General features: G+C 55.3%; 19 protein-coding genes and 5 tRNA genes. 16 read left to right on the top strand and 8 right to left on the bottom strand.

All coding sequences use genetic code 11. The features are described from left to right. Positions 1–8: 8 nt before the first annotated feature. Complete coding sequence (locus FND52_RS09605) at positions 9–245, top strand: non-oxidative hydroxyarylic acid decarboxylases subunit D (protein WP_125294882.1); 237 nt, start codon at positions 9–11, stop codon at positions 243–245. Positions 246–289: 44 nt separating this feature from the next. Here FND52_RS09605 and mutS read toward each other — a convergent pair whose 3' ends face one another. Then, entirely contained in the window at positions 290–2,857 is a 2,568-nt protein-coding gene (gene mutS, locus FND52_RS09600) for a DNA mismatch repair protein MutS (RefSeq protein WP_144130634.1), read from the bottom strand. Positions 2,858–3,133: 276 nt separating this feature from the next. After that, entirely contained in the window at positions 3,134–3,670 is a 537-nt protein-coding gene (cueP, locus tag FND52_RS09595) for a copper-binding periplasmic metallochaperone CueP (RefSeq protein ID WP_144130633.1), read from the bottom strand. 252 nt (positions 3,671–3,922) lie between these two features. Here cueP and mltB point away from each other — a divergent pair, with 252 nt between their 5' ends. From mltB to luxS, 15 genes are all read left to right on the top strand, one after another. Beyond that, entirely contained in the window at positions 3,923–5,011 is a 1,089-nt protein-coding gene (gene mltB, locus FND52_RS09590) for a lytic murein transglycosylase B (protein WP_208737499.1), read from the top strand. A 107-nt stretch (positions 5,012–5,118) separates the two neighbouring features. Then, positions 5,119–5,616 carry a nicotinamide-nucleotide amidase gene (gene pncC, locus FND52_RS09585; protein WP_125294878.1) on the top strand — a complete coding sequence of 166 codons (498 nt, stop codon included), beginning with the start codon at positions 5,119–5,121 and terminating at the stop codon, positions 5,614–5,616. An 89-nt stretch (positions 5,617–5,705) separates the two neighbouring features. After that, a complete protein-coding gene (recA, locus tag FND52_RS09580) occupies positions 5,706–6,770 on the top strand; it encodes a recombinase RecA (protein WP_125294877.1) in 1,065 nt (354 codons plus the stop codon). Positions 6,771–6,821: 51 nt separating this feature from the next. Further along, on the top strand, positions 6,822–7,325 hold the full coding sequence (locus FND52_RS09575) for a regulatory protein RecX (RefSeq protein ID WP_144130631.1): 504 nt from the start codon (positions 6,822–6,824) through the stop codon (positions 7,323–7,325). Positions 7,326–7,463: 138 nt separating this feature from the next. Continuing rightward, complete coding sequence (gene alaS / locus FND52_RS09570) at positions 7,464–10,094, top strand: alanine--tRNA ligase (RefSeq protein ID WP_144130630.1); 2,631 nt, start codon at positions 7,464–7,466, stop codon at positions 10,092–10,094. Between the two features lie 366 nt (positions 10,095–10,460). Continuing rightward, complete coding sequence (gene csrA / locus FND52_RS09565) at positions 10,461–10,646, top strand: carbon storage regulator CsrA (protein WP_002434672.1); 186 nt, start codon at positions 10,461–10,463, stop codon at positions 10,644–10,646. A 294-nt stretch (positions 10,647–10,940) separates the two neighbouring features. Next, positions 10,941–11,033 (top strand) — tRNA-Ser (locus tag FND52_RS09560). A 3-nt stretch (positions 11,034–11,036) separates the two neighbouring features. Continuing rightward, a tRNA-Arg gene (locus FND52_RS09555) sits at positions 11,037–11,113 on the top strand. Positions 11,114–11,175: 62 nt separating this feature from the next. Further along, positions 11,176–11,252, top strand: a tRNA-Arg gene (locus tag FND52_RS09550). A gap of 58 nt (positions 11,253–11,310) precedes the next feature. Continuing rightward, positions 11,311–11,387, top strand: a tRNA-Arg gene (locus tag FND52_RS09545). A gap of 57 nt (positions 11,388–11,444) precedes the next feature. Next, positions 11,445–11,521 (top strand) — tRNA-Arg (locus FND52_RS09540). A 126-nt stretch (positions 11,522–11,647) separates the two neighbouring features. Next, a complete protein-coding gene (gene yqaB, locus FND52_RS09535; protein WP_144130629.1) occupies positions 11,648–12,214 on the top strand; it encodes a fructose-1-phosphate/6-phosphogluconate phosphatase in 567 nt (188 codons plus the stop codon). Continuing rightward, entirely contained in the window at positions 12,211–12,639 is a 429-nt protein-coding gene (locus FND52_RS09530; protein ID WP_144130628.1) for a YqaA family protein, read from the top strand. Before yqaB ends, FND52_RS09530 begins: the two co-directional genes overlap by 4 nt. Positions 12,640–12,720: 81 nt before the next feature. Next, positions 12,721–14,277: a glutamate--cysteine ligase gene (gene gshA, locus FND52_RS09525; protein ID WP_125294872.1), complete on the top strand. Its 1,557-nt coding sequence runs from the start codon at positions 12,721–12,723 to the stop codon at positions 14,275–14,277. A gap of 153 nt (positions 14,278–14,430) precedes the next feature. Next, a complete protein-coding gene (gene luxS, locus FND52_RS09520) occupies positions 14,431–14,946 on the top strand; it encodes an S-ribosylhomocysteine lyase (protein ID WP_125294871.1) in 516 nt (171 codons plus the stop codon). Between the two features lie 66 nt (positions 14,947–15,012). Here luxS and emrB read toward each other — a convergent pair whose 3' ends face one another. The 6 genes from emrB to FND52_RS09490 form a co-directional block, all read right to left on the bottom strand. After that, positions 15,013–16,551, bottom strand: coding sequence for a multidrug efflux MFS transporter permease subunit EmrB (gene emrB, locus FND52_RS09515; RefSeq protein WP_125294870.1), 1,539 nt, complete (start codon positions 16,549–16,551; stop codon positions 15,013–15,015). Positions 16,552–16,565: 14 nt separating this feature from the next. Beyond that, the gene (gene emrA, locus FND52_RS09510; RefSeq protein ID WP_144130627.1) at positions 16,566–17,738 is read right to left on the bottom strand and encodes a multidrug efflux MFS transporter periplasmic adaptor subunit EmrA; all 1,173 of its coding nucleotides are present in this window, start codon (positions 17,736–17,738) and stop codon (positions 16,566–16,568) included. Positions 17,739–17,875: 137 nt separating this feature from the next. Then, on the bottom strand, positions 17,876–18,406 hold the full coding sequence (gene mprA / locus FND52_RS09505; RefSeq protein ID WP_125294868.1) for a transcriptional repressor MprA: 531 nt from the start codon (positions 18,404–18,406) through the stop codon (positions 17,876–17,878). 89 nt (positions 18,407–18,495) lie between these two features. Further along, positions 18,496–18,831: an L-valine transporter subunit YgaH gene (gene ygaH, locus FND52_RS09500; protein ID WP_125294867.1), complete on the bottom strand. Its 336-nt coding sequence runs from the start codon at positions 18,829–18,831 to the stop codon at positions 18,496–18,498. Continuing rightward, on the bottom strand, positions 18,821–19,564 hold the full coding sequence (locus FND52_RS09495; protein ID WP_144130626.1) for an AzlC family ABC transporter permease: 744 nt from the start codon (positions 19,562–19,564) through the stop codon (positions 18,821–18,823). The genes ygaH and FND52_RS09495 overlap by 11 nt, the downstream gene beginning before the upstream one ends. A 122-nt stretch (positions 19,565–19,686) precedes the next feature. Beyond that, positions 19,687–20,871, bottom strand: coding sequence for an MFS transporter (locus tag FND52_RS09490; RefSeq protein ID WP_125294865.1), 1,185 nt, complete (start codon positions 20,869–20,871; stop codon positions 19,687–19,689). Positions 20,872–21,257 lie beyond the last annotated feature (386 nt).

Raw genomic sequence — 21,257 nt, 5'->3', positions numbered from 1 at the left:
AGAAGCAAATGATTTGTCCACGTTGTGCCGATGAGCACATTGAAATGATGGCGAAATCCCCGGTGCCGGGCGTCTGGACGGTATTCCAGTGTCAGCATTGCCTTTATACCTGGCGCGATACCGAGCCCCTTCGCCGCACCAGCCGCGAGCATTATCCTGAGGCGTTTCGTATGACGCAAAAAGATATTGATGATGCGCCGCAGGTGCCAACCGTTCCGCCGCTGCTGGCGGAAAGTCAGCGTTAATAACAGCACCCGGCTCCGGTTAGCGAGCCGGGTGCTGATGCTTCCTAGATCAGATTTTTCAGACGATAGATCCACTCCAGCGCCTGACGCGGCGACAGCGAATCGGGATCGAGCGCTTCGAGCGCCTCCACCGCCGGGCTGGTTTCTTCCGCCGCGGCAAGCAGCGACATCTGGGTACCGTCGATTTGCGTGGCTGACGCATTGCCGGACAGGTTTTCCAGCTCACGCAGCTTCTGACGGGCGCGCTTAATCACCTCTTTTGGTACACCGGCCAGCGCCGCTACCGCAAGGCCATAGCTCTTACTGGCCGCCCCGTCCTGCACGCTGTGCATAAAGGCAATGGTGTCTCCATGCTCAATGGCGTCAAGATGTACGTTGGCGACACCTTCCATTTTCTCAGGCAGCGTGGTGAGCTCAAAATAGTGGGTCGCAAACAGGGTGAACGCTTTAATCCGGTTCGCCAGGTTTTCTGCGCAGGCCCATGCCAGCGACAGGCCATCGTAGGTAGAGGTGCCGCGGCCAATTTCGTCCATCAGCACCAGGCTGTGTTCGGTAGCATTGTGCAGAATGTTGGCGGTTTCGGTCATCTCAACCATAAAGGTTGAACGGCCAGACGCCAGGTCGTCCGCAGCGCCAACGCGGGTAAAGATGCGATCGACAGGGCCGATTTCCGCCTGGGTTGCCGGAACGAAGCTGCCGATATAGGCCATCAGCACAATTAACGCGGTCTGGCGCATATAGGTACTTTTACCGCCCATATTCGGGCCGGTAATGATCAGCATCCGGCGTTGCGTGGACAGGGCCAGCGGGTTGGCGATAAAGGGCTCATTAAGCACCCGTTCCACCACCGGATGCCGTCCTTCGACAATATTGATACCGGGTTTGTCGCTCAGGGTAGGGCAGCAATAATTCAGCGTTAACGCGCGCTCGGCGAGGTTAACCAGAACGTCGAGCTCGGCAAGCGTAGTGGCGCTTTGCTGCAACTCAGCCAGATGGGGAAGCAGCATATCGAATAACTGGTCGTAGAGCTGTTTTTCCAGCGACAGCGCTTTCCCTTTCGAGGTGAGTACCTTGTCTTCGTACTCTTTTAATTCCGGGATGATGTAACGCTCGGCGTTTTTCAGCGTCTGACGGCGTACATAATTCATCGGCACTAAATGGCTTTGCCCGCGGCTAACCTGAATGTAATAGCCGTGTACGGCGTTAAAACCGACCTTAAGCGTATCCAGCCCAAGCTTTTCACGCTCGCGGATTTCCAGCCGGTCGAGGTAATCCGTTGCGCCGTCCGCTAACGCGCGCCATTCGTCCAGCTCTTCATGATACCCAGGCGCGATGACACCACCGTCGCGGATCAATACCGGCGGAGAGTCAATAATGGCGCGCTCCAGCAAGGCGCGCAGCTCGCTGAACTCGCCCATGTTTTGACGCAGCGTTTGCACATACTCACTGTCAATTTCGCCAAGCAGTTCGTTCAGTAGCGGTAACTGCTGGAAGGCATGACGCATACGCGCCAGGTCGCGGGGCCGCGCGGTGCGCAACGCCAGACGCGCCAGAATACGCTCCAGATCGCCTACCTGACGCAGCACAGGTTGAAGTTCACTGGTGCTGTCCATCAGCGCGGCAATAGTTTGCTGACGGGAGCGTAATGTTTCGTGATTGCGCACCGGCATATGCAGCCAGCGTTTCAGCATACGGCTGCCCATCGGCGTGACGGTGCCATCCAGCACGGAAGCCAGAGTATTTTCAACGCCGCCGCTCAGGTTCTGGGTAATTTCCAGGTTACGACGCGTGGCGGCATCCATGATGATGCTGTCCTGCTGGCGCTCCATAGTGATAGAGCGAATATGGGGCAGGGTGGTACGTTGAGTATCTTTAACGTATTGCAGCAGGCAACCGGCAGCGCACAGCCCGCGCGGCGCATTTTCCACGCCAAAGCCAATCAGATCACGGGTGCCAAACTGCATATTTAACTGCTGGCGCGCGGTGTCGATTTCAAATTCCCACAGCGGACGGCGGCGCAAACCACGGCGGCCTTCAATCAGCGACATTTCGGCAAAATCCTCGGCATACAGCAATTCTGCCGGATTGGTGCGCTGGAGTTCCGCCGCCATGGTTTCCCGATCCTGCGGCTCGCTAAGCCGGAACCGGCCAGAGCTGATGTCCAGCGTGGCGTAGCCAAATCCTTTACTGTCCTGCCAGAGCGCGGCGAGCAGGTTATCCTGGCGTTCCTGCAACAGCGCTTCATCGCTGATGGTGCCAGGCGTCACGATGCGTACCACTTTGCGTTCAACCGGCCCTTTGGTGGTGGCGGGATCGCCGATTTGTTCGCAGATCGCCACCGATTCGCCAAGATTGACCAGCTTCGCAAGATAGTTTTCTACCGCATGATGGGGGACGCCTGCCATTGGGATAGGCTCACCTGCCGATGCGCCGCGTTTGGTCAGCGAAATATCCAGCAGCTGCGACGCGCGTTTCGCATCATCGTAAAACAGCTCATAGAAATCGCCCATTCGGTAGAAAAGCAGGATTTCCGGATGCTGTGATTTGAGACGCAGGTACTGCTGCATCATTGGCGTATGGGCGGTAAAGTCCTTGTCAGTAGACTCAATCATCTGATTTTGCTCATTTTAAATCGCAACGCGGTAAAAGGATTTTGAGAGTGCGCATTTTAACACTCTTTTTTAATGTGATTCACCCGAGGTGGCGGATGACTGCTGACGCCACGTTATCAGAAGCCCGGCAAAGGTTGTAAACGCATTTGTGCAGAAAAAATCATTCTTGCGAGATAACGTCAGAAAGCGTGACGGGCGTGAAAGGAGATTGCAGCAGGGTTACGCGCTAACGCGTAAGAGATGATGCGGCGGGGCGCATCATCTCTTGATGCTGGATTACAGTTTCACTGTGGTCAGGCAGGTCTGGCTGTCGCTGTTGGTGCTGATTGGCGATGAAGCCGTTTTCCCCTGATAGCTTACATCCAGCGTGCCTTGCATATCACGCGGTAGCCACAGGCCAACAAAACCATTCTGATAGCTCTTCACGCTTTTTTGCAGCACCACGTTGCCTTTGAGGTCGGTGACTTTGACATCAAATGTAGTGTTGGGCATTTCGCCCTGGCAGCCCGATAAACTGTGGTTAAAGCATGGGTGCGTCTGATGCTCGTAAGGCGCGACGGAGAGGTAGAATTTATCTGCTAACGGGAACGCGAAAGCCTGTTTACCATCGGACAATTTTAATTCGCTGCTGGTGATGGACGCGCTAAACGGCAGTGGGCGCGCTTGCGGGTTCTGGTCGATAGCATCCACGATTTGCTGGGTGTTTTTACCCGCCAGGCCGTACTGCGCTAAAAATTCAGTTTGCGACGTTGCCGCCATGGCGGAGCCGGAAACAGCAATGCCGAGTAAAGAAAGCAGTAATGTGCGACGCATGATAATTTCCTTTGGGTACGATTTGTGGTCAGACTCTAAACCTTCCCCTTAGGGGAGAGTCAAAAGCGCGTCACCCAAAGTTGTGTAAGGTTTTGTATGACATCAACTTTACTTGATTCTCGTCAAGTTTTGCACAAGGCAAGCCGCCGCTTTGATTCCGATAATTTCCCATAAGGGCTTACCGCGCTTCGCCTCCCGCGCTGAATGTTCTACCATGATATTCACTCGTTTGATTTGCTTTATGGACAACTCATGATTAAGCGTCGTTATGCTGCTCTTTTACCTCTGCTGGTACTGCTTTCCGCATGCAGCAGTAAACCTAAAACCACCACGGAAATTGCCGCCCCCCAGACTGCGGGTACCCCGCAAGGCGGATTTTTACTTCAACCGCAGCATGATGTTTATCTCTCCAGCGGTGATTTCGCCAATAATCCCAACGCTGAAAAATTCATCGACATGATGGTCAGCAAGCACGGTTTTAATCGTCAACAGCTTCATGAAGTGCTGTCTCAGGCTAAGCGCCTGGACTATGTGCTGCGCCTGATGGACCGGCAAGCGCCGACTACGCTGCTGCCAACCGGGCCTAACGGGGCATGGCTGCGCTATCGGGATAAATTTATTACGCCGGATAACGTCCAGAACGGTGTTGTTTTCTGGAATCAATATCAGGACGCGCTAAATCGCGCCTTCATGGTGTACGGCGTGCCGCCGGAAATCATTGTCGGCATTATTGGCGTGGAAACCCGCTGGGGACGTGTGATGGGCAAGACCCGCATTCTGGATGCGCTGGCGACGCTCTCATTCGCCTATCCGCGTCGTGCCGAGTATTTCTCCAGCGAGCTGGAAACCTTTTTGCTGATGTCGCGTGACGAAGGCGACGACCCGCTTGAGCTGAAAGGCTCGTTTGCTGGTGCGATGGGCTACGGGCAGTTTATGCCGTCCTCATATAAAGAGTATGCCGTTGATTTTAATGGCGATGGCCATATTAATCTCTGGGATCCGGTGGACGCCATCGGCAGCGTGGCGAATTACTTCAAAGCGCATGGCTGGGAGAAAGGCGAGCCGGTTGCCGTACAGGCCAATGGGGAAGCACCTGGTTTAGAGAACGGTTTTAAGACCAAATATTCACCGGCGCAGCTGGCGGCGGCAGGCTTAACGCCGCAACAGCCGCTGGGTAATCATTCGCAGGTCAGTTTGCTGCGCCTGGATATCGGGACGCGCTATCAGTACTGGTACGGCTTGCCGAACTTCTACACGATTACCCGCTATAACCACAGCACGCACTATGCCATGGCGGTATGGCAGCTCGGCCAGGCGGTGTCGTTAGCGCGCGTCCAGTAATCCAGTAACGAGAATCTGGAATCAGTCTCGTAAAGATAAAATGTAATCGCTGAAAAAGGGCAATGTGCGTTGCTAAGCGCATTGCCCTCACTACAATTGGAGCCGTGATGACAGACGATGAATTGAAGCAACTGAGCAAGTCAGTGGGCGAGGCGTTAAAGCAACAGGGTGCGACGGTGACGACCGCGGAATCCTGCACAGGCGGCTGGGTTGCAAAAGCGATTACCGATATTGCGGGCAGCTCCGCCTGGTTTGAGCGCGGTTTTGTCACCTACAGTAACGAAGCAAAAGCGCAGATGATCGGCGTTGACGCCGACACGCTTAACCAGCACGGCGCAGTCAGCGAACCGGTGGTGATCCAGATGGCGCAGGGTGCGCTGGCCGCCGCCAATGCCAGCTATGCGGTATCTATTAGCGGTATTGCCGGGCCGGACGGCGGCAGCGAACAAAAGCCGGTAGGCACGGTGTGGTTTGGGTTCGCCAGCCGCCACGGTGAAACCCTCACGCGTCATGAATGCTTCAGCGGAGATCGCGATGCGGTGCGGCGTCAGGCCACGGTTTATGCGTTAAAAACGCTCTGGCAACATTTTCTACAAAAGGCTTGATACTGTATGACTATACAGTATAATTGCTTCATCGAATTCATAGCGGCAACGTGGGCGATGGTGCTTCACCTTGCATGACAGGAGTAAAAATGGCTATCGACGAAAACAAACAGAAGGCGTTAGCGGCAGCTCTGGGCCAAATTGAAAAGCAATTTGGTAAAGGCTCCATCATGCGTCTGGGTGAAGACCGTTCCATGGATGTGGAGACCATTTCAACGGGTTCACTTTCCCTGGATATCGCGCTCGGCGCGGGCGGTCTGCCGATGGGCCGTATCGTTGAGATTTATGGGCCGGAATCTTCCGGTAAAACCACGCTGACGCTGCAGGTTGTCGCCGCAGCACAGCGCGAAGGGAAAACCTGTGCCTTTATCGATGCTGAACATGCGCTGGACCCGGTCTATGCACGTAAGCTGGGCGTTGATATCGACAACCTGCTGTGTTCTCAGCCGGATACCGGTGAACAGGCGCTGGAAATCTGTGACGCCCTGGCGCGTTCTGGTGCGGTTGACGTCATCATCGTCGACTCCGTTGCGGCGCTGACGCCGAAAGCGGAAATCGAAGGTGAAATCGGTGACTCTCACATGGGCCTTGCGGCACGTATGATGAGCCAGGCAATGCGTAAGCTGGCGGGTAACCTGAAGCAGTCCAACACGCTGCTGATCTTCATCAACCAGATTCGTATGAAGATTGGTGTGATGTTCGGTAACCCGGAAACTACCACCGGTGGTAACGCCCTGAAGTTCTACGCTTCCGTTCGTCTTGATATCCGTCGTATTGGCGCCGTGAAAGAGGGCGACGAAGTGGTGGGTAGCGAAACCCGCGTGAAAGTCGTGAAGAACAAAATTGCCGCGCCGTTTAAACAGGCTGAATTCCAGATCCTCTACGGCGAAGGCATCAACTTCTACGGCGAGCTGGTTGACCTGGGCGTGAAGCACAAGCTGATTGAAAAAGCGGGTGCGTGGTACAGCTACAATGGCGAGAAAGTAGGCCAGGGTAAAGCGAACGCGACCAACTTCCTGAAGGAAAACACCGCTATCGCGCAGGAAATTGAGAAAAAGCTGCGTGAGCAATTGCTGCATAATCAGGATGACAAACCGGCTTTCTCTACTGAAGAGTATGAAAAAGACGAGTCAGAAACTAACGAAGACTTCTGATACACAGGGCTGCCCAGGCAGCCCTTTTTCATTACTGACGCCTGAGTAACTATGACTGAACGTTCTCCCCGCCGCTCGGTATATGCACGTTTATGCGACCGGGCGACCCGTTTACTTGCCATGCGCGATCACAGCGAGCAGGAGCTGCGCCACAAGCTGGCTGCGCCATTTATGATGAAATCCCCCCAGGATCAGGTCGAGCCTGTCTCCCCCGAAGACGTCGAAAACGTGATTCGCTGGTGCTATGAGCATAACTGGCTTGATGACGCTAACTTCGCCGGTCGTTATATCGCAAGCCGGGCGCGCAAAGGCTACGGCCCACAGCGTATCCGCCAGGAGTTACAGCAAAAAGGGCTGAGCCGCGAACACTGCGACGCCGCGTTTCGGGCAAGTGACGTCGACTGGCAGCAAATTACCTGGGATATCGCGGTGCGCAAATTTGGCGAACCGCTGCCGCGTACCTGGCCTGAGAAGGTAAAAGTGCAGCGATTTTTACTGTACAGAGGCTTCCTGATGGAGGATATCCAGGAGATATACCGAAATTTTGCCGATTGAGCGCATACTGGATTTTACTTCCCTCCTCAGAAAACTTATCTTATTCCCACTTTTTTCCCGTCAGGGCGGACAGAGATTCACCAGTCGGTTTATCATGTCCGGCTTACGACAATTCGTTAGCTTGATTTCAGGATAATTATGAGCAAGAGCACCGCTGAGATCCGTCAGGCGTTTCTCGATTTTTTCCACAGTAAAGGACATCAGGTAGTTGCCAGCAGCTCTCTGGTCCCTAATAACGATCCCACACTGCTGTTTACCAACGCCGGGATGAACCAGTTCAAGGATGTTTTCCTTGGTCTCGATAAGCGTAATTATTCCCGCGCAACGACCGCGCAGCGCTGTGTGCGTGCGGGTGGTAAACACAACGATCTGGAAAACGTCGGTTACACCGCTCGTCACCACACCTTCTTCGAAATGCTGGGCAACTTCAGCTTCGGTGACTATTTCAAACATGATGCTATCCAGTACGCCTGGGAGTTATTGACCGGCGAGCAGTGGTTTAACCTGCCTAAAGATCGTTTATGGGTCACCGTTTACGAGACCGACGACGAAGCGTACGAAATCTGGGAAAAAGAAGTGGGTATCCCGCGCGAACGCATTATTCGTATCGGCGATAACAAAGGCGCGGCTTACGCTTCTGATAACTTCTGGCAGATGGGCGATACCGGCCCATGCGGCCCGTGCACCGAAATTTTCTTCGACCATGGCGACCATATCTGGGGTGGCCCTCCGGGAAGCCCGGAAGAAGACGGCGATCGCTATATCGAAATCTGGAATATCGTGTTCATGCAGTTCAACCGTCAGGCTGACGGCACTATGGAACCGCTGCCGAAACCTTCCGTTGATACCGGTATGGGTCTGGAGCGTATTGCGGCGGTGCTGCAACACGTTAACTCCAACTATGAAATTGACCTGTTCCGCGATCTGATTCAGGCGGTGGCGAAAGAAACCGGCGCGACCGATTTGAGCAACAAATCCCTGCGCGTTATCGCTGACCACATCCGTTCCTGTGCATTCCTGATTGCCGATGGGGTTATCCCGTCCAATGAAAACCGTGGCTATGTACTGCGCCGCATCATTCGTCGCGCAATCCGTCACGGTAACATGCTTGGCGCGAAGGACACCTTCTTCTACAAACTGGTTGGCCCGCTGATTAGCGTGATGGGGCCAGCCGGTGAAGATCTCAAACGCCAGCAGGCTCAGGTTGAGCAAATTCTGAAAACTGAAGAAGAGCAGTTTGCCCGTACGCTTGAGCGTGGCCTGGCGCTGCTGGATGAAGAACTGGCGAAACTCTCCGGCGACACGCTGGACGGTGAAACCGCGTTCCGCCTGTACGACACTTACGGCTTCCCGGTGGATTTAACCGCTGACGTCTGCCGTGAGCGTAACATTAAAGTCGACGAAGCGGGCTTTGAAGCCGCCATGGAAGCGCAGCGTCGTCGCGCGCGTGAATCCAGCGGTTTTGGCGCTGACTACAACGCTATGATCCGCGTTGAAGGCGCATCTGAGTTTAAAGGCTACGACCATGTCGAGCTGACCGGTAAGGTGACTGCGCTGTTTGTTGACGGCAAAGCCGTTGAGCAAATTGCTGCGGGCGAGCAGGCGGTGGTGATCCTCAACGAAACCCCGTTCTATGCGGAGTCCGGCGGCCAGGTTGGCGATCGCGGCGAGCTGCTGGGCAATGGTTTTGCCTTCTCTGTGGAAGATACCCAGAAGTATGGCCAGGCGATTGGCCATATCGGCAAACTGACCAGCGGCGCATTGAAAGTGGGCGAGGGCGTGAAAGCGCAGGTAGACGAAGCGCGTCGTGCGCGCATCCGCCTGAATCACTCCGCTACCCACTTAATGCATGCGGCGCTGCGTCAGGTGCTGGGCACCCACGTTGCGCAGAAAGGCTCGCTGGTTAACGATAAAGGCCTGCGTTTTGACTTCTCCCATTTCGAAGCCATGAAGCCGGAAGAGATCCGCGCGGTGGAAGATTTGGTGAATGCGCAAATCCGTCGCAATCTGCCGATTGAAACTCAGGTGATGGATCTGGAAGCTGCCAAAGCGAAAGGCGCAATGGCGCTGTTCGGCGAGAAATATGACGAACGCGTGCGCGTGCTGAGCATGGGCGATTTCTCCACCGAACTGTGCGGCGGTATCCATGCCGATCGTACCGGTGATATCGGTCTGTTCCGCATTGTTGCTGAATCTGGCACCGCGGCGGGTGTGCGCCGTATTGAAGCGGTCACAGGCGAAGGCGCGCTGGCGCAGGTTCACGCGCAGAACGATCAGCTGCACGATATCGCACAGTTACTCAAAGGCGACAGTCAGAACCTGAACGAGAAAGTTCGTGCGGTGATTGAGCGTACGCGCCAGCTTGAAAAAGAACTGCAGCAGCTCAAAGAGCAGCAGGCCGTTCAGGAAAGCGCGAACCTCAGCAGCAAAGCCGTTGATCTCAATGGTGTAAAACTGCTGGTGAGCGAACTGACCGGTGTTGAACCGAAAATGCTGCGTACGATGGTTGATGACCTGAAAAATCAACTGGGCTCCACAGTTATCGTACTGGCGACCGTTGCCGATGCTAAGGTTTCTCTGATTGCGGGGGTCTCGAAAGATTTGACCGACCGCGTGAAAGCAGGCGAACTGATCGGGATGGTAGCTTCGCAGGTCGGGGGTAAAGGCGGTGGACGTCCGGACATGGCGCAAGCCGGTGGTACGGATGCCCAGGCGTTGCCGGCAGCCCTTTCCAGCGTAGAAAACTGGGTCGCATCGCGACTTTCATAATGAATCAGGTATAGGCGAAGGCGCTATAACAATCCGTTGTTATGGCGCCTTTCTCACTCTACCCACATTACCCCTTATTTCTCGTGTGTCAGTGAGCTGGCAGGTCTCGTGAGTCCGTCGCAAAGAGGATGTTTGCGATAAGATGTAACGGGTTGTAGGACTTTCTGTAGCATGGATGTGAACGGGTATATAACGATAAAGTCGGGTTGAAAATTTCTGGATCGGCTAAACTTAGGTTTAACAGAATGTGATGCCGTGACTGCTTACACTTTATGTGTTTGTCATCGCTTACTTTTTGGCGTTATATGATGGATAATGCCGGGATACAGAGAGACCCGACTCTTTTAATCTTTCAAGGAGCAAAGAATGCTGATTCTGACTCGTCGAGTTGGTGAGACCCTCATGATTGGTGATGAGGTGACTGTAACGGTTCTTGGGGTAAAGGGTAACCAGGTACGCATTGGCGTAAACGCCCCCAAAGAAGTTTCCGTACACCGTGAAGAGATCTACCAGCGTATCCAGGCTGAAAAATCGCAACAGTCCAGTTTCTAAAGTTATCGCGTCTCGCTGTATGGCGAGACGCAACTCCTCTTTTCTTGCCTTTCCCTGCTCTGACTTTCCATTTTTGCTTTGATTATCGTGCTACGCTTATACCCAGTTTCTCTGCGGTTTCGTGTTGATTAAACGCCCTTTTTGTTGGCAAAGCAGACGAATTGCGCGTGAATTGTGCAAACGAAACAGAGTCGGGAAAAAGTGTTTGACTTATAAGTCCCAGAAAGTAATATGTGCGCCACGCAGCGCCGATGAGCAGAAACAAGTTCTTCGGAGCACTCGCAAGAGGCGTGTGGTGAGGTGGCCGAGAGGCTGAAGGCGCTCCCCTGCTAAGGGAGTATGCGGTCAAAAGCTGCATCCGGGGTTCGAATCCCCGCCTCACCGCCATTTGCATCCGTAGCTCAGCTGGATAGAGTACTCGGCTACGAACCGAGCGGTCGGAGGTTCGAATCCTCCCGGATGCACCATCTTCATCAGTGTTGCGGCATGATGAGTGACATTGATTCAGTAGTACAGCAGTAATCCCGATGCATCCGTAGCTCAGCTGGATAGAGTACTCGGCTACGAACCGAGCGGTCGGAGGTTCGAATCCTCCCGGATGCACCATTATTCTCCCTGATGTGTCAGTGAAGACAGCTCAGCGGTTATAAGCAGTATCCCCGATGCATCCGTAGCTCAGCTGGATAGAGTACTCGGCTACGAACCGAGCGGTCGGAGGTTCGAATCCTCCCGGATGCACCATTTTCTCCCTGACGTGTCAGTGAAGACAGCTCAGCGATTACAAGCAGTATCCCCGATGCATCCGTAGCTCAGCTGGATAGAGTACTCGGCTACGAACCGAGCGGTCGGAGGTTCGAATCCTCCCGGATGCACCATTCTCTCCTTATCAAACACTTTTTTGCTCAATCCTTCATCGCCCAAACCTTACCCCCAGTTCAGTCAGCGACATTTACCCTTGTTTACGCTAAAGTAACGCACCTGTAATCAGCTTTGGGGGCTAAATGTATCATCGTTACGACGGACTCATTTTCGATATGGATGGCACCATCCTGGATACCGAACCCACTCACCGTAAAGCGTGGAGTGAGGTATTAGGCCGTTACGGGATGCAGTTTGACCTCGAAGCGATGGTTGCGCTCAACGGTTCCCCCACCTGGCGCATTGCTGAAGCGGTTATCACCCTGAACGGCGCAACGCTCGATCCGCATGAACTGGCGCGCGAAAAAACGCTGGCGGTAAAAGCCATGCTGCTGGATACCGTGCGCCCGCTGCCGTTAATCGACGTCGTCAAAGAGTGGCATGGCCGTCGTCCTATGGCGGTCGGCACCGGCAGCGAAAGCGCCATTGCCGAGGCGCTATTAGCGCATTTAGGCCTGCGTCACTATTTCCAGGCGGTTGTCGCCGCCGATCACGTACAGCATCACAAACCAGCGCCGGACACGTTTCTGCGTTGCGCAGCGCTGATGGGCGTGGCACCTGAAAAATGCGTGGTGTTTGAAGATGCCGATTTTGGCATTCAGGCTGCGCGGCTGGCAGGGATGGATGCTGTGGACGTTCGCTTACTGTGAGTGACGCGCTGTCACTGTTCTCGCTGTTTTCCAGCAGTTTTTTGAGCGCTACTTTATTACCCGGCAGTTCCGAAGCGGTATTGATCGCGTTGTTGCTGGCCGGGAAAGGCGAGCCGTGGGTATTGGTTTTAATAGCAACAATAGGTAATAGCCTTGGAGGGCTGACTAACGTTATTCTTGGGCGGTTTTTTCCGTTACGCGAAACGTCGCGCTGGCAGGAAAAAGCGGTTTACTGGCTTCAACGTTTTGGTCCAGTTGCGCTATTACTTAGCTGGATGCCTGTTATAGGCGATTTGTTGTGCCTGCTTGCCGGATGGCTGCGTTTATCGTGGGGTCCGGTGGTATTTTTTTTATGCCTGGGTAAAGCGCTGCGCTACATCATTGTGGCACTGGCAACGCTCCAGGGGATGGCGTGGTGGCACTAATTGGATTGTTTGAGTGACCTTTAATCGTCAACCATTACAATTATGCTTAATAAAAATGAATTCGACAGGCGGGAGGTCAATTTGATCCCGGACGTATCACAGGCGCTGGCCTGGCTGGAAAATCATCCTGATGTGCTACAGGGCATTCGTCGTGGGCTGGAGCGCGAAACACTACGCGTGACGCCAGAGGGGCATCTGGCCCAAACCGGGCATCCGGAGACGCTGGGCTCAACGCTGACCCATCAGTGGATCACCACCGATTTTGCGGAAGCGCTGCTGGAGTTTATTACTCCGGTTGATGACGACATCGACCATATGCTGGCGGTGCTGCGTGATATCCATCGTCACGTGGCGCGCGAGCTGGGCGATGAGCGCATGTGGCCGCTCAGCATGCCGTGCTATATCGAAGACGGCCAGAATATCGAACTGGCGCAGTACGGCAGCTCTAATATTGGCCGCCTGAAAACGCTGTACCGCGAAGGGCTGAGAAATCGCTATGGCGCGCTGATGCAGACCATCTCCGGCGTACATTACAACTTCTCGCTGCCGCTGGCATTCTGGCAGGCGAAGTGTGGTGTGAAAGACAGCGAAAGCGGCAAAGCCGAAATTTCTGCCGGCTATTTCCGCCTGATCCGCAACTATTACCGCTTCGGCTGGGTGATCCCGTATCTGTTCGGCGCATCCCCGGCGATTTGCGCCTCTTTCCTGCAGGGCAAACCGACCACGTTGCCGTTTGAGAAAACCGACTGCGGCATGTACTACCTGCCGTATGCCACCTCGCTGCGCCTGAGCGATCTGGGTTATACCAATAAATCGCAAAGCAATCTCGGGATTACGTTTAACGATCTCGACACCTATGTGGCAGGATTGAAGCGCGCGATTAAAACGCCGTCGGAAGAGTACGCGAAAATCGGCCTGAAGGATGGCGATAAACATCTGCAAATTAATACCAATATTCTGCAGATTGAAAACGAGCTGTACGCGCCGATCCGCCCGAAACGCGTGACCCGCAAAGGCGAATCGCCGTCGGATGCGCTGATGCGCGGCGGCATTGAGTATATCGAAGTGCGTTCGCTGGATATCAACCCGTTCTCGGCGACGGGCGTGGACGAGCAGCAGGTGCGTTTCCTGGATCTGTTTATGATCTGGTGCGTGTTGGCGGATGCGCCGGAAATGAGCAGCGATGAACTGCTTTGCACCCGTAAAAACTGGAACCGCGTGATCCTCGAAGGCCGTAAACCGGGCTTAACCCTGGGCATGGGCTGCGAAACGGCGCAGCATCCGCTTGAAAAAGTGGGTAAAGATCTGTTCCGCGATTTGATGACCGTGGCCCATACCCTCGACAGCATTGCGGGCAACCGTCAGTATCAGGACGTTTGCCAACAGCTGGTCGCCTGTTTTGATAATCCTGAATTAACCTACTCGGCGCGTATCCTGAGTTCGATGATTGAAAAAGGGATTGGCGGCACCGGTCGGGCGCTGGCGGAGCAGTATCGCGCGCAGTTGCGTGAAGAGCCGCTGGAAGTGCTGAGTGAAGCCGATTTTGCCAAAGAGCAGGCGGAATCCTGGGAGCGCCAGCGCGCTATTGAAGCGGCAGATACGGAATCGTTTGAAGATTTTCTGGCGAAGCAAGGCTAAGAAAAGAAAAAGGCCACACCTTGTGTGGCCAAAAATTTCATCTCTGAAGACAGGGATGATGATAACAAATGCGCGTCTTTCACTTATTCAGACTCGCCTGGAAACCAATAGTTCATTTTAATTTAAAAAATATCACTGCCTGGAGGTGACCCGATGCCATTACTGGATAGCTTTACCGTTGACCATACCCGTATGCAGGCGCCGGCGGTGCGTGTAGCCAAAACCATGCACACTCCGCACGGCGACACTATCACCGTATTCGACCTGCGCTTTTGCGTACCTAACCAGGAAGTGATGCCGGAGAAAGGCATTCACACCCTGGAGCACCTGTTCGCGGGCTTTATGCGCGATCACCTGAACGGCAACGGTGTGGAAATCATTGATATTTCACCGATGGGCTGCCGCACCGGTTTTTACATGAGCCTGATTGGCGAGCCGCAGGAACAGCGCGTGGCCGATGCCTGGAAAGCGGCGATGGAAGACGTGCTGAAGGTGAAAGAGCAGAACCAGATCCCGGAACTGAACGTTTACCAGTGCGGCACTTACCACATGCACTCTCTGGAAGAAGCGCAGGAAATCGCACGTCACATCGTTGAGCGCGGCGTAGGCGTGAACAGCAATGACGAACTGGCTCTGCCGAAAGAAACGCTGAAAGAACTGCACATCTAGTTGTCGGTTCAATAGAAAAGCGCCAGCTTCAACGCTGGCGCTTTTTTTTGGCTTATCAACAGGGCGCTAATGCGCGCCACCGCCTCCGCCGCCCGCCCCGAAAGGCGGTTTGGCAAACCACACCAGCCCCAGCAGCACCAGGAACACCGCCGCAGAGACCCAGAAAATCTCGTTTGCCGAGATAATCAGCCCCTGGTTGGTGATCTGCTGCGCCAGATAGCCCGACGCCTGCTCGCGGCTCATCCCCAGGCCCTGAAGCTGGTTATACATCTCCTGGGCGTTCGGATTGTACGGGTTGACCGACTCGGTAAGCTGGGCGTGATGCAGCGACTCACGGTTGGTCCACAGCGTGGTGGTGATAGATGTCCCGATAGAGCCCGCCAGGGTACGCATAAAGTTCGACAGACTTGATGCGGCCGCCAGGCGCTCCGGCGGCAGGCCGGAGAGGGTAATGGTGGTCAGTGGCATAAAGAAACACGCCACCGCGAAGCCCTGAATAAACTGCGGCCAGGCCGACGCGCCGAAATCCATTCCCGGTTCGAAGGTGTAGGCACGCCAGTAGAAACAGACCGCATACATAATGAAGCTGAACGTTACCAGGCGGCGCATATCCAGCCGGTGGGCGAACCGCCCGATAATCGGCGACAGCAGCACCGGTATCACCCCCACCGGTGCGGATGCCAGACCCGCCCAGGTTGCGGTGTAGCCGTATACCTCCTGAAGCAGCTGCGGCAGCAGAACGATAGCCCCGAAGTAAAGCATGTACGCCAGGCTGATACACAAACAGCCGATGGTAAAGTTGCGCGATTTAAACAACGAGAGATCGACTATCGGGTTATCGTCCGTCAGCTCCCAGACAATCAGGAAACTGAGCGACACCACCGCGACAATGGTCAGAATGACGATTTCATTGGAGCTGAACCAGTCGAGCTCTTTCCCCCGGTCGAGCATCACCTGCAAACTGCCGATACCGATCACCAGCAGCCCTAAGCCCACGGCGTCGATGCGCCGCTGTTCGGTGCGGGTTTCACGGTTGCGCAGGGTTTGCAGGGTCAGCAGCACCACCAGCGCGCCAATCGGCACGTTGATAAAGAAAATCCAGCCCCAGTGATAGTTATCGCTGATCCAACCGCCGAGGATCGGGCCGCAGATCGGCGCGACAATCACCGTCATCGACCACAGCGCCAGCGCAATACTGCGTTTAGCGGGCGGATAGTTGTTCAGCAACAGGCTCTGGGAGAGCGGGATCAGCGGCCCGGCGACGATCCCCTGGATCACGCGGAAGAAAATCAGCATATTCAGGCTGGACGACACGCCGCACGCCCAGGAGGCGATCACAAACAGAATGGTCGACCACAGGAACAGCTTCACTTCCCCGACGCGTCGGGCCAGCCAGCCGGTGATGGGAATCGAGATCGCATTCGCCACGCCAAACGAGGTAATCACCCAGGTCCCCTGGCTCAGCGATGAGCCAAGGTTACCGGCGATGGTGGGGATCGCCACGTTCGCGATGGTGGAGTCCAGCACCTGCATAAAAGTCGCCAGCGACAGCGCAATGGTCATGATGACCAGCTGCGCGCCTTCCAGCGGTTTACGTTGTTGCATAACCCCTCCGCCACTCAATTCGCGTTGGCCCGCACGATATCGTTGATAAGCGTATTAACGGGCTCAAGGCTAATCTCACGGGCGTTGCTTTGATAGACGGGTTCTGAACGGGTTTGGCTTGCCAGCACCTGGCCGTCGCGGTTGCTGGTATCCACTTCCACCAGAGTGGAAAGGCCGATACGCAGCGGATGCTGCTCCAGCTGTTTGGCGTCGATCTCAATGCGCACCGGTAAACGCTGAACCACTTTGATCCAGTTGCCGGTGGCGTTTTGTGCGGGCAGCAGCGAGAACGCGCTGCCGGTGCCCATATCCAGACCGACCACTTTACCGGTGTACTTCACGTCGTCGCCGTAGATATCGCTCACCACGGTAGCCGCCTGGCCGATGCGCATATGCGCCAGTTGGGTTTCTTTAAAGTTAGCGTCCACCCACAGATTGGAAGCGGGCACCACCGCCATCAACGGCGTGGTCGGGCTGATTTGCGCACCCGGCTGCACCGCGCGGCGCGAAACATAGCCGGTAATCGGGCTGACGATTTTGGTCCGTTCCAGCGCCAGCCAGGCGTTACGCACCTCGGTCGCCGCCTGTTTTACCGCCGGCTGCTCTTCCAGTTTGGTTCCCAGTACCATCGCCTGGTTAGCGTTGTACTGTTGAATCGCCACATCAAGCTGCGCCTGGGCGCTGGTCACTGCATCACGGGCATGTTGCAGCTCTTCGCGACCAATCAAATTGGCGCTACCCAACGGAATACGACGGTTTAAGTCGCTTTGTGCCTGGGCCAGCGCGGTTTTCTGCACCTCGATATTGGCCTGGTACTGCTTGCTGTTGATCATCAGTTGATGGGTTTGACGCACGCTGGAAGCCAGCTCGGTCTGCGCTTTTTCAAACGCCTGCTGCGCATCCACCGGGTCGAGCGTCACCAGCACATCGCCCTGTTTCACGAAGTCGGTGTTGTCTGCCCAGACTTTAGTGACGCTGCCAGAGACCTGCGCCATGATCTGTACCTGATTCCCTGCCACATACGCATCGTCGGTTTCTTCGTAATGACGCAGTACTAAAAACCAATAAATGCCATATGCCACTGCCAGAATAATAAAGAGCAACGTCAATAAGATAAGCAGGCTTTTACGTTTGCCTTTCTTATTTACCGCTTGCTGCGGGGTCGAATTCTCCGCATTTGCGCTCATGTTTTTCTCCACGATCTTCTTATTTTCTCGTCGGCTGAGCCGACCTGTTGTCAGAAAAGGCCAGCAGTGAACTGCTGGCCTCTAACTGTAGCTTAGATGTATCGATTGGGCGTTTGCGAAACGAGCGGCTTAGCGTATTAACGCGTTGCCTCAAGGATGGTGTCATCGGCATCCATTTGGTCCAGGCGGGTCAGCAGCTTGCGGGTAATATTTTCCAGCTGCTCTTTCTCTGCAACGTCCAGAGACGACCACAAATGCTGCAGGCAGTTATGCTGCGGCGGCAACACCTGGCGCAGGAACTCCTGGCCTTTCTCGGTTAACTGCAAGTGCAGGCAACGGCGATCGTTATCGCTTTCACGGCGTTCAATCCAGCCGCGCTTTTCCAGTTCATCGGCAATGCGCGTGGCGTTGGTGCGCGATGACCCCAGCGCGCAGCTCAATTCGCTTGGCTGAATACTGTGATTTTCCTGAGACTCAAGGGTAATCAACGCCATAAACAGGGTCTCGTTAATGCCTTGCGCTTTCAGCATCTTATTGCGGTTTTCCAGCAGCTTGCCCTGCATATGCATGCACAGGCGAGTCAGCAGAATTTCCTGGTACGGGAAATCCTCGTAGCGACTGGCGCGGAATTTAAGCATTTGCTCAATGGGCGTAAACGAACTATCCATCAGGTATGACCTCATTAATTGCAGTCGATATAGTAACGACGGTAACAAATAATGTAAATGTATTATTTATTTTCACGAATAGGAGAACGCTATATTACCGTCAACAATTTCCAGGCTATTCCATAGCCCAGCGCACTCAACAGCGTCGGAATAATGATGCTGCGAGTTTTGTAAAAACTGATGCCCAGCACCGCAAAGCCGATTAGCGTTGGCAGCAGGCGGCGGGTGTCATGGACAATTTCCGGCACGCTGGAGACCACCAGCAGTGCGCAAATCGAGGCGATGCCGATGGTATCAAGCAGCACGCCGGTTGCGCCGCGCTTTGCCGGGCGCACGCTTCCCGCGCGTACCCGCAGCGGCAGATAGCGGAACAGATAGTTAACCAGGCCAACCAGCAGACCGAGCAGCAGGACGTCAGTGCGCATCGCGGCCCCTCCGGATGTGCTCAATCACCGCCACCAGGCAGCCGCAGACAATGCCCGCCAGAATCGCTACCGGGATGGAAAACAGCGTCACCCCCAGCACCGCGCCGGTCAACGAGGCCGCGACGCTCAGCGACTGGGCGCGCTGGAACGATACCAGCAGGAAACTCATAAACAGCGCGGGCAGCATAAAGCTCATCGCCGCTTCAATGGCCGGGTAACCCTCCAGCAGACCGTTACCAGAGTAAGCGCCCACTAGCGTTCCCGTGACCCAGGAGAGCCAGGAACAGAAGGCGATGCCGATCATCCAGTTTTCGGTCCAGCGGCGGTTATCGCGCACCAGTTTCGCGGTAGCGGCAGCAAACACTTCATCGGTCAGCCCAAACGCCCACAGCGCGGTTTTCGGTTTTTCAAGCTGGCGGAGAATGCGGCTGCGCAGGGAAGGGCCGTACAGCACATGGCGCACGTCCATCGCCATCACGGTGAGCGCGGCTATCCACAGTGAACTACCCGCGGCGAGCATCGCGGTAATCACGAACTGGCTGGCACCGGCGTAAATGATGCAGGAGAAAAAAGCGCTTTCGAGAGGGGTAAATCCAAGACGGGTGGCATTCATTCCAAACGCGAATGCCACCGGCAGGTAGCTGATAACGATCGGCAGGCTATCTTTCACGCCTTCCCACAATGAGGCTTCATTGCTGGGGTGACTATCGGTGACGGCGGCAGGACTGTCCATATTTATAGTTAATTAGTTATCAACGGTAAAATCACAGGGATGAATAGTTCCCGATAACCTTAACAGAGACTTAACCGTCATAACACCCTTAAGCACAATTGGATAAGCCTGGCCGCCCGATTTTATTCCTGACCGTTATGGCGGTGGTAGCCTCTCCACCACACCAGCAAATTCACCAGCGCCACCGTCGCGCCCGCGATACACACTCCACTCCAGCCAGCATGTTGATAGGCGGAAGCGGAAATCAACGATCCCGCCGCGCCGCCGATAAAATAGCTGGTCATATAGCCTGCGGTCAGACGGTTACGGGCATCCGGGTGAATGCGATAAATCACGCTCTGGTTGGTAATATGCACGCCCTGTACCGTCAGGTCGAGCACCAGAATACCGATAATCAGCGCCAGCACCGACGCCTGGCCAAGGGCGATGGCAACCCACGACAGCAAGAGCAGCACCAGCCCGGCCGTGGTAGTGAGATGCGATTTGCCTTTATCTGCCAGGCCCCCCGCCGGGCGTGCGCCCAACGCGCCTGCGGCACCCGCCAGGCCAAACAGGCCGATAGTGCCTTCGGAGAAATTAAACGGCGGCGCGGCCAGCAGAAACGCCATTGAGGTCCAGAGAATGCTGAAGTTGGCGAAGGTCAGGCAGCCGAGCGCGGCGCGGGTGCGCAGCAGTTTATCGTGAATAAACAGTGTGAATACCGAACGCAGCAGCTGCGGGTAATTCAGGTGGGTCTGGGATTTCGCCACCGGCAGGCCGCGCCACAGGGCTATCGCCATCAGCGCCATCAGCACCGACGCCACCCAGTAAACGGTGCGCCAGCCGCCGAGACTGGCCAGCAGCCCGGCCACGGTACGCGCCAGCAAAATCCCCAGCAGCAGGCCGCTCATGATGGTGCCGACCACTTTGCCGCGTTTATCCGGGCTGGCGAGCGTCGCCGCCAGCGGCACCAGAATTTGCGCCACCACCGAAAACAGCCCGGTGAGCGCGGTGCCGAGAATCATCATCCACAGGCTGTGACTGCTGGCGGTGATCAGCATTCCGCCTGCCGCCAGCAGCGTCATCGACACAATCAGAGCGCGCCGTTCAAACATATCGCCGAGCGGGACCAGGAACAGCAAGCCTGCGGCATAGCCGAGCTGGGCGGCGGTCACGATAAATCCCGCCTGGTTGACCGACAGGTCAAACGCGGTGGCGATGGTGTCTAACAGCGGTTGCGCATAGTAGTTGCTGGCTACCGCGAGGCCGGTAGCGAGGGACATCAGCGCGATCAGCGCCGGGCTAAGCCCTTGGGGTGTTTTTGTCATTATTAGGTTTCAGATTCATACATTCTTGCCAGGCGGGCATGATAACGCATCATTGATGGATGTTATTAAATTGTTGAGTGTCGGAATGTGCGGTGGGGGGAAGGGGGGCTTTAAGATTTTTTGAGAGGGGTGGAATGTTCCGTTCGCTAAGCGTTTGGGGATTTATGCGGCATGGTCATCGGCGAACGGGCAAAGGGGGATTCCGCATCCCCCTTTGCAATCCCCGCTCCCGGCCAGCAAAATCGGCGGCTTTGCCGCTGCCCTCGGCTCCATCTCCTCGCTTCAGGTCGGGCAAGATACGGCATCCTGCCTTTCTCGCCCTCAGGCCCGCATCCCTGCGGGCCTGACCTGGCTCGTCAATTGCGCCTCGGCGATTTTGATGCCGG

The organism is Atlantibacter subterraneus (genome assembly GCF_007570865.1).
In the GTDB taxonomy this organism is placed as follows: Bacteria; Pseudomonadota; Gammaproteobacteria; order Enterobacterales; family Enterobacteriaceae; genus Atlantibacter; species Atlantibacter subterraneus.
The sequence above is the reverse complement of the archived record's forward strand: the minus strand, read 5'-3'. Positions and strand labels throughout refer to the sequence as shown.

Coding starts and splice junctions, on each gene's coding strand:
- FND52_RS09605 (WP_125294882.1), top strand. CDS start 9: ATGATTTGTCCACGTTGTGCCGATGAGCACATTGAAATGATGGCGAAA.
- mutS (WP_144130634.1), bottom strand. CDS start 2,857: ATGATTGAGTCTACTGACAAGGACTTTACCGCCCATACGCCAATGATG.
- cueP (WP_144130633.1), bottom strand. CDS start 3,670: ATGCGTCGCACATTACTGCTTTCTTTACTCGGCATTGCTGTTTCCGGC.
- mltB (WP_208737499.1), top strand. CDS start 3,923: ATGATTAAGCGTCGTTATGCTGCTCTTTTACCTCTGCTGGTACTGCTT.
- pncC (WP_125294878.1), top strand. CDS start 5,119: ATGACAGACGATGAATTGAAGCAACTGAGCAAGTCAGTGGGCGAGGCG.
- recA (WP_125294877.1), top strand. CDS start 5,706: ATGGCTATCGACGAAAACAAACAGAAGGCGTTAGCGGCAGCTCTGGGC.
- FND52_RS09575 (WP_144130631.1), top strand. CDS start 6,822: ATGACTGAACGTTCTCCCCGCCGCTCGGTATATGCACGTTTATGCGAC.
- alaS (WP_144130630.1), top strand. CDS start 7,464: ATGAGCAAGAGCACCGCTGAGATCCGTCAGGCGTTTCTCGATTTTTTC.
- csrA (WP_002434672.1), top strand. CDS start 10,461: ATGCTGATTCTGACTCGTCGAGTTGGTGAGACCCTCATGATTGGTGAT.
- yqaB (WP_144130629.1), top strand. CDS start 11,648: ATGTATCATCGTTACGACGGACTCATTTTCGATATGGATGGCACCATC.
- luxS (WP_125294871.1), top strand. CDS start 14,431: ATGCCATTACTGGATAGCTTTACCGTTGACCATACCCGTATGCAGGCG.
- emrB (WP_125294870.1), bottom strand. CDS start 16,551: ATGCAACAACGTAAACCGCTGGAAGGCGCGCAGCTGGTCATCATGACC.
- emrA (WP_144130627.1), bottom strand. CDS start 17,738: ATGAGCGCAAATGCGGAGAATTCGACCCCGCAGCAAGCGGTAAATAAG.
- mprA (WP_125294868.1), bottom strand. CDS start 18,406: ATGGATAGTTCGTTTACGCCCATTGAGCAAATGCTTAAATTCCGCGCC.
- ygaH (WP_125294867.1), bottom strand. CDS start 18,831: ATGCGCACTGACGTCCTGCTGCTCGGTCTGCTGGTTGGCCTGGTTAAC.
- FND52_RS09495 (WP_144130626.1), bottom strand. CDS start 19,564: ATGGACAGTCCTGCCGCCGTCACCGATAGTCACCCCAGCAATGAAGCC.
- FND52_RS09490 (WP_125294865.1), bottom strand. CDS start 20,871: ATGACAAAAACACCCCAAGGGCTTAGCCCGGCGCTGATCGCGCTGATG.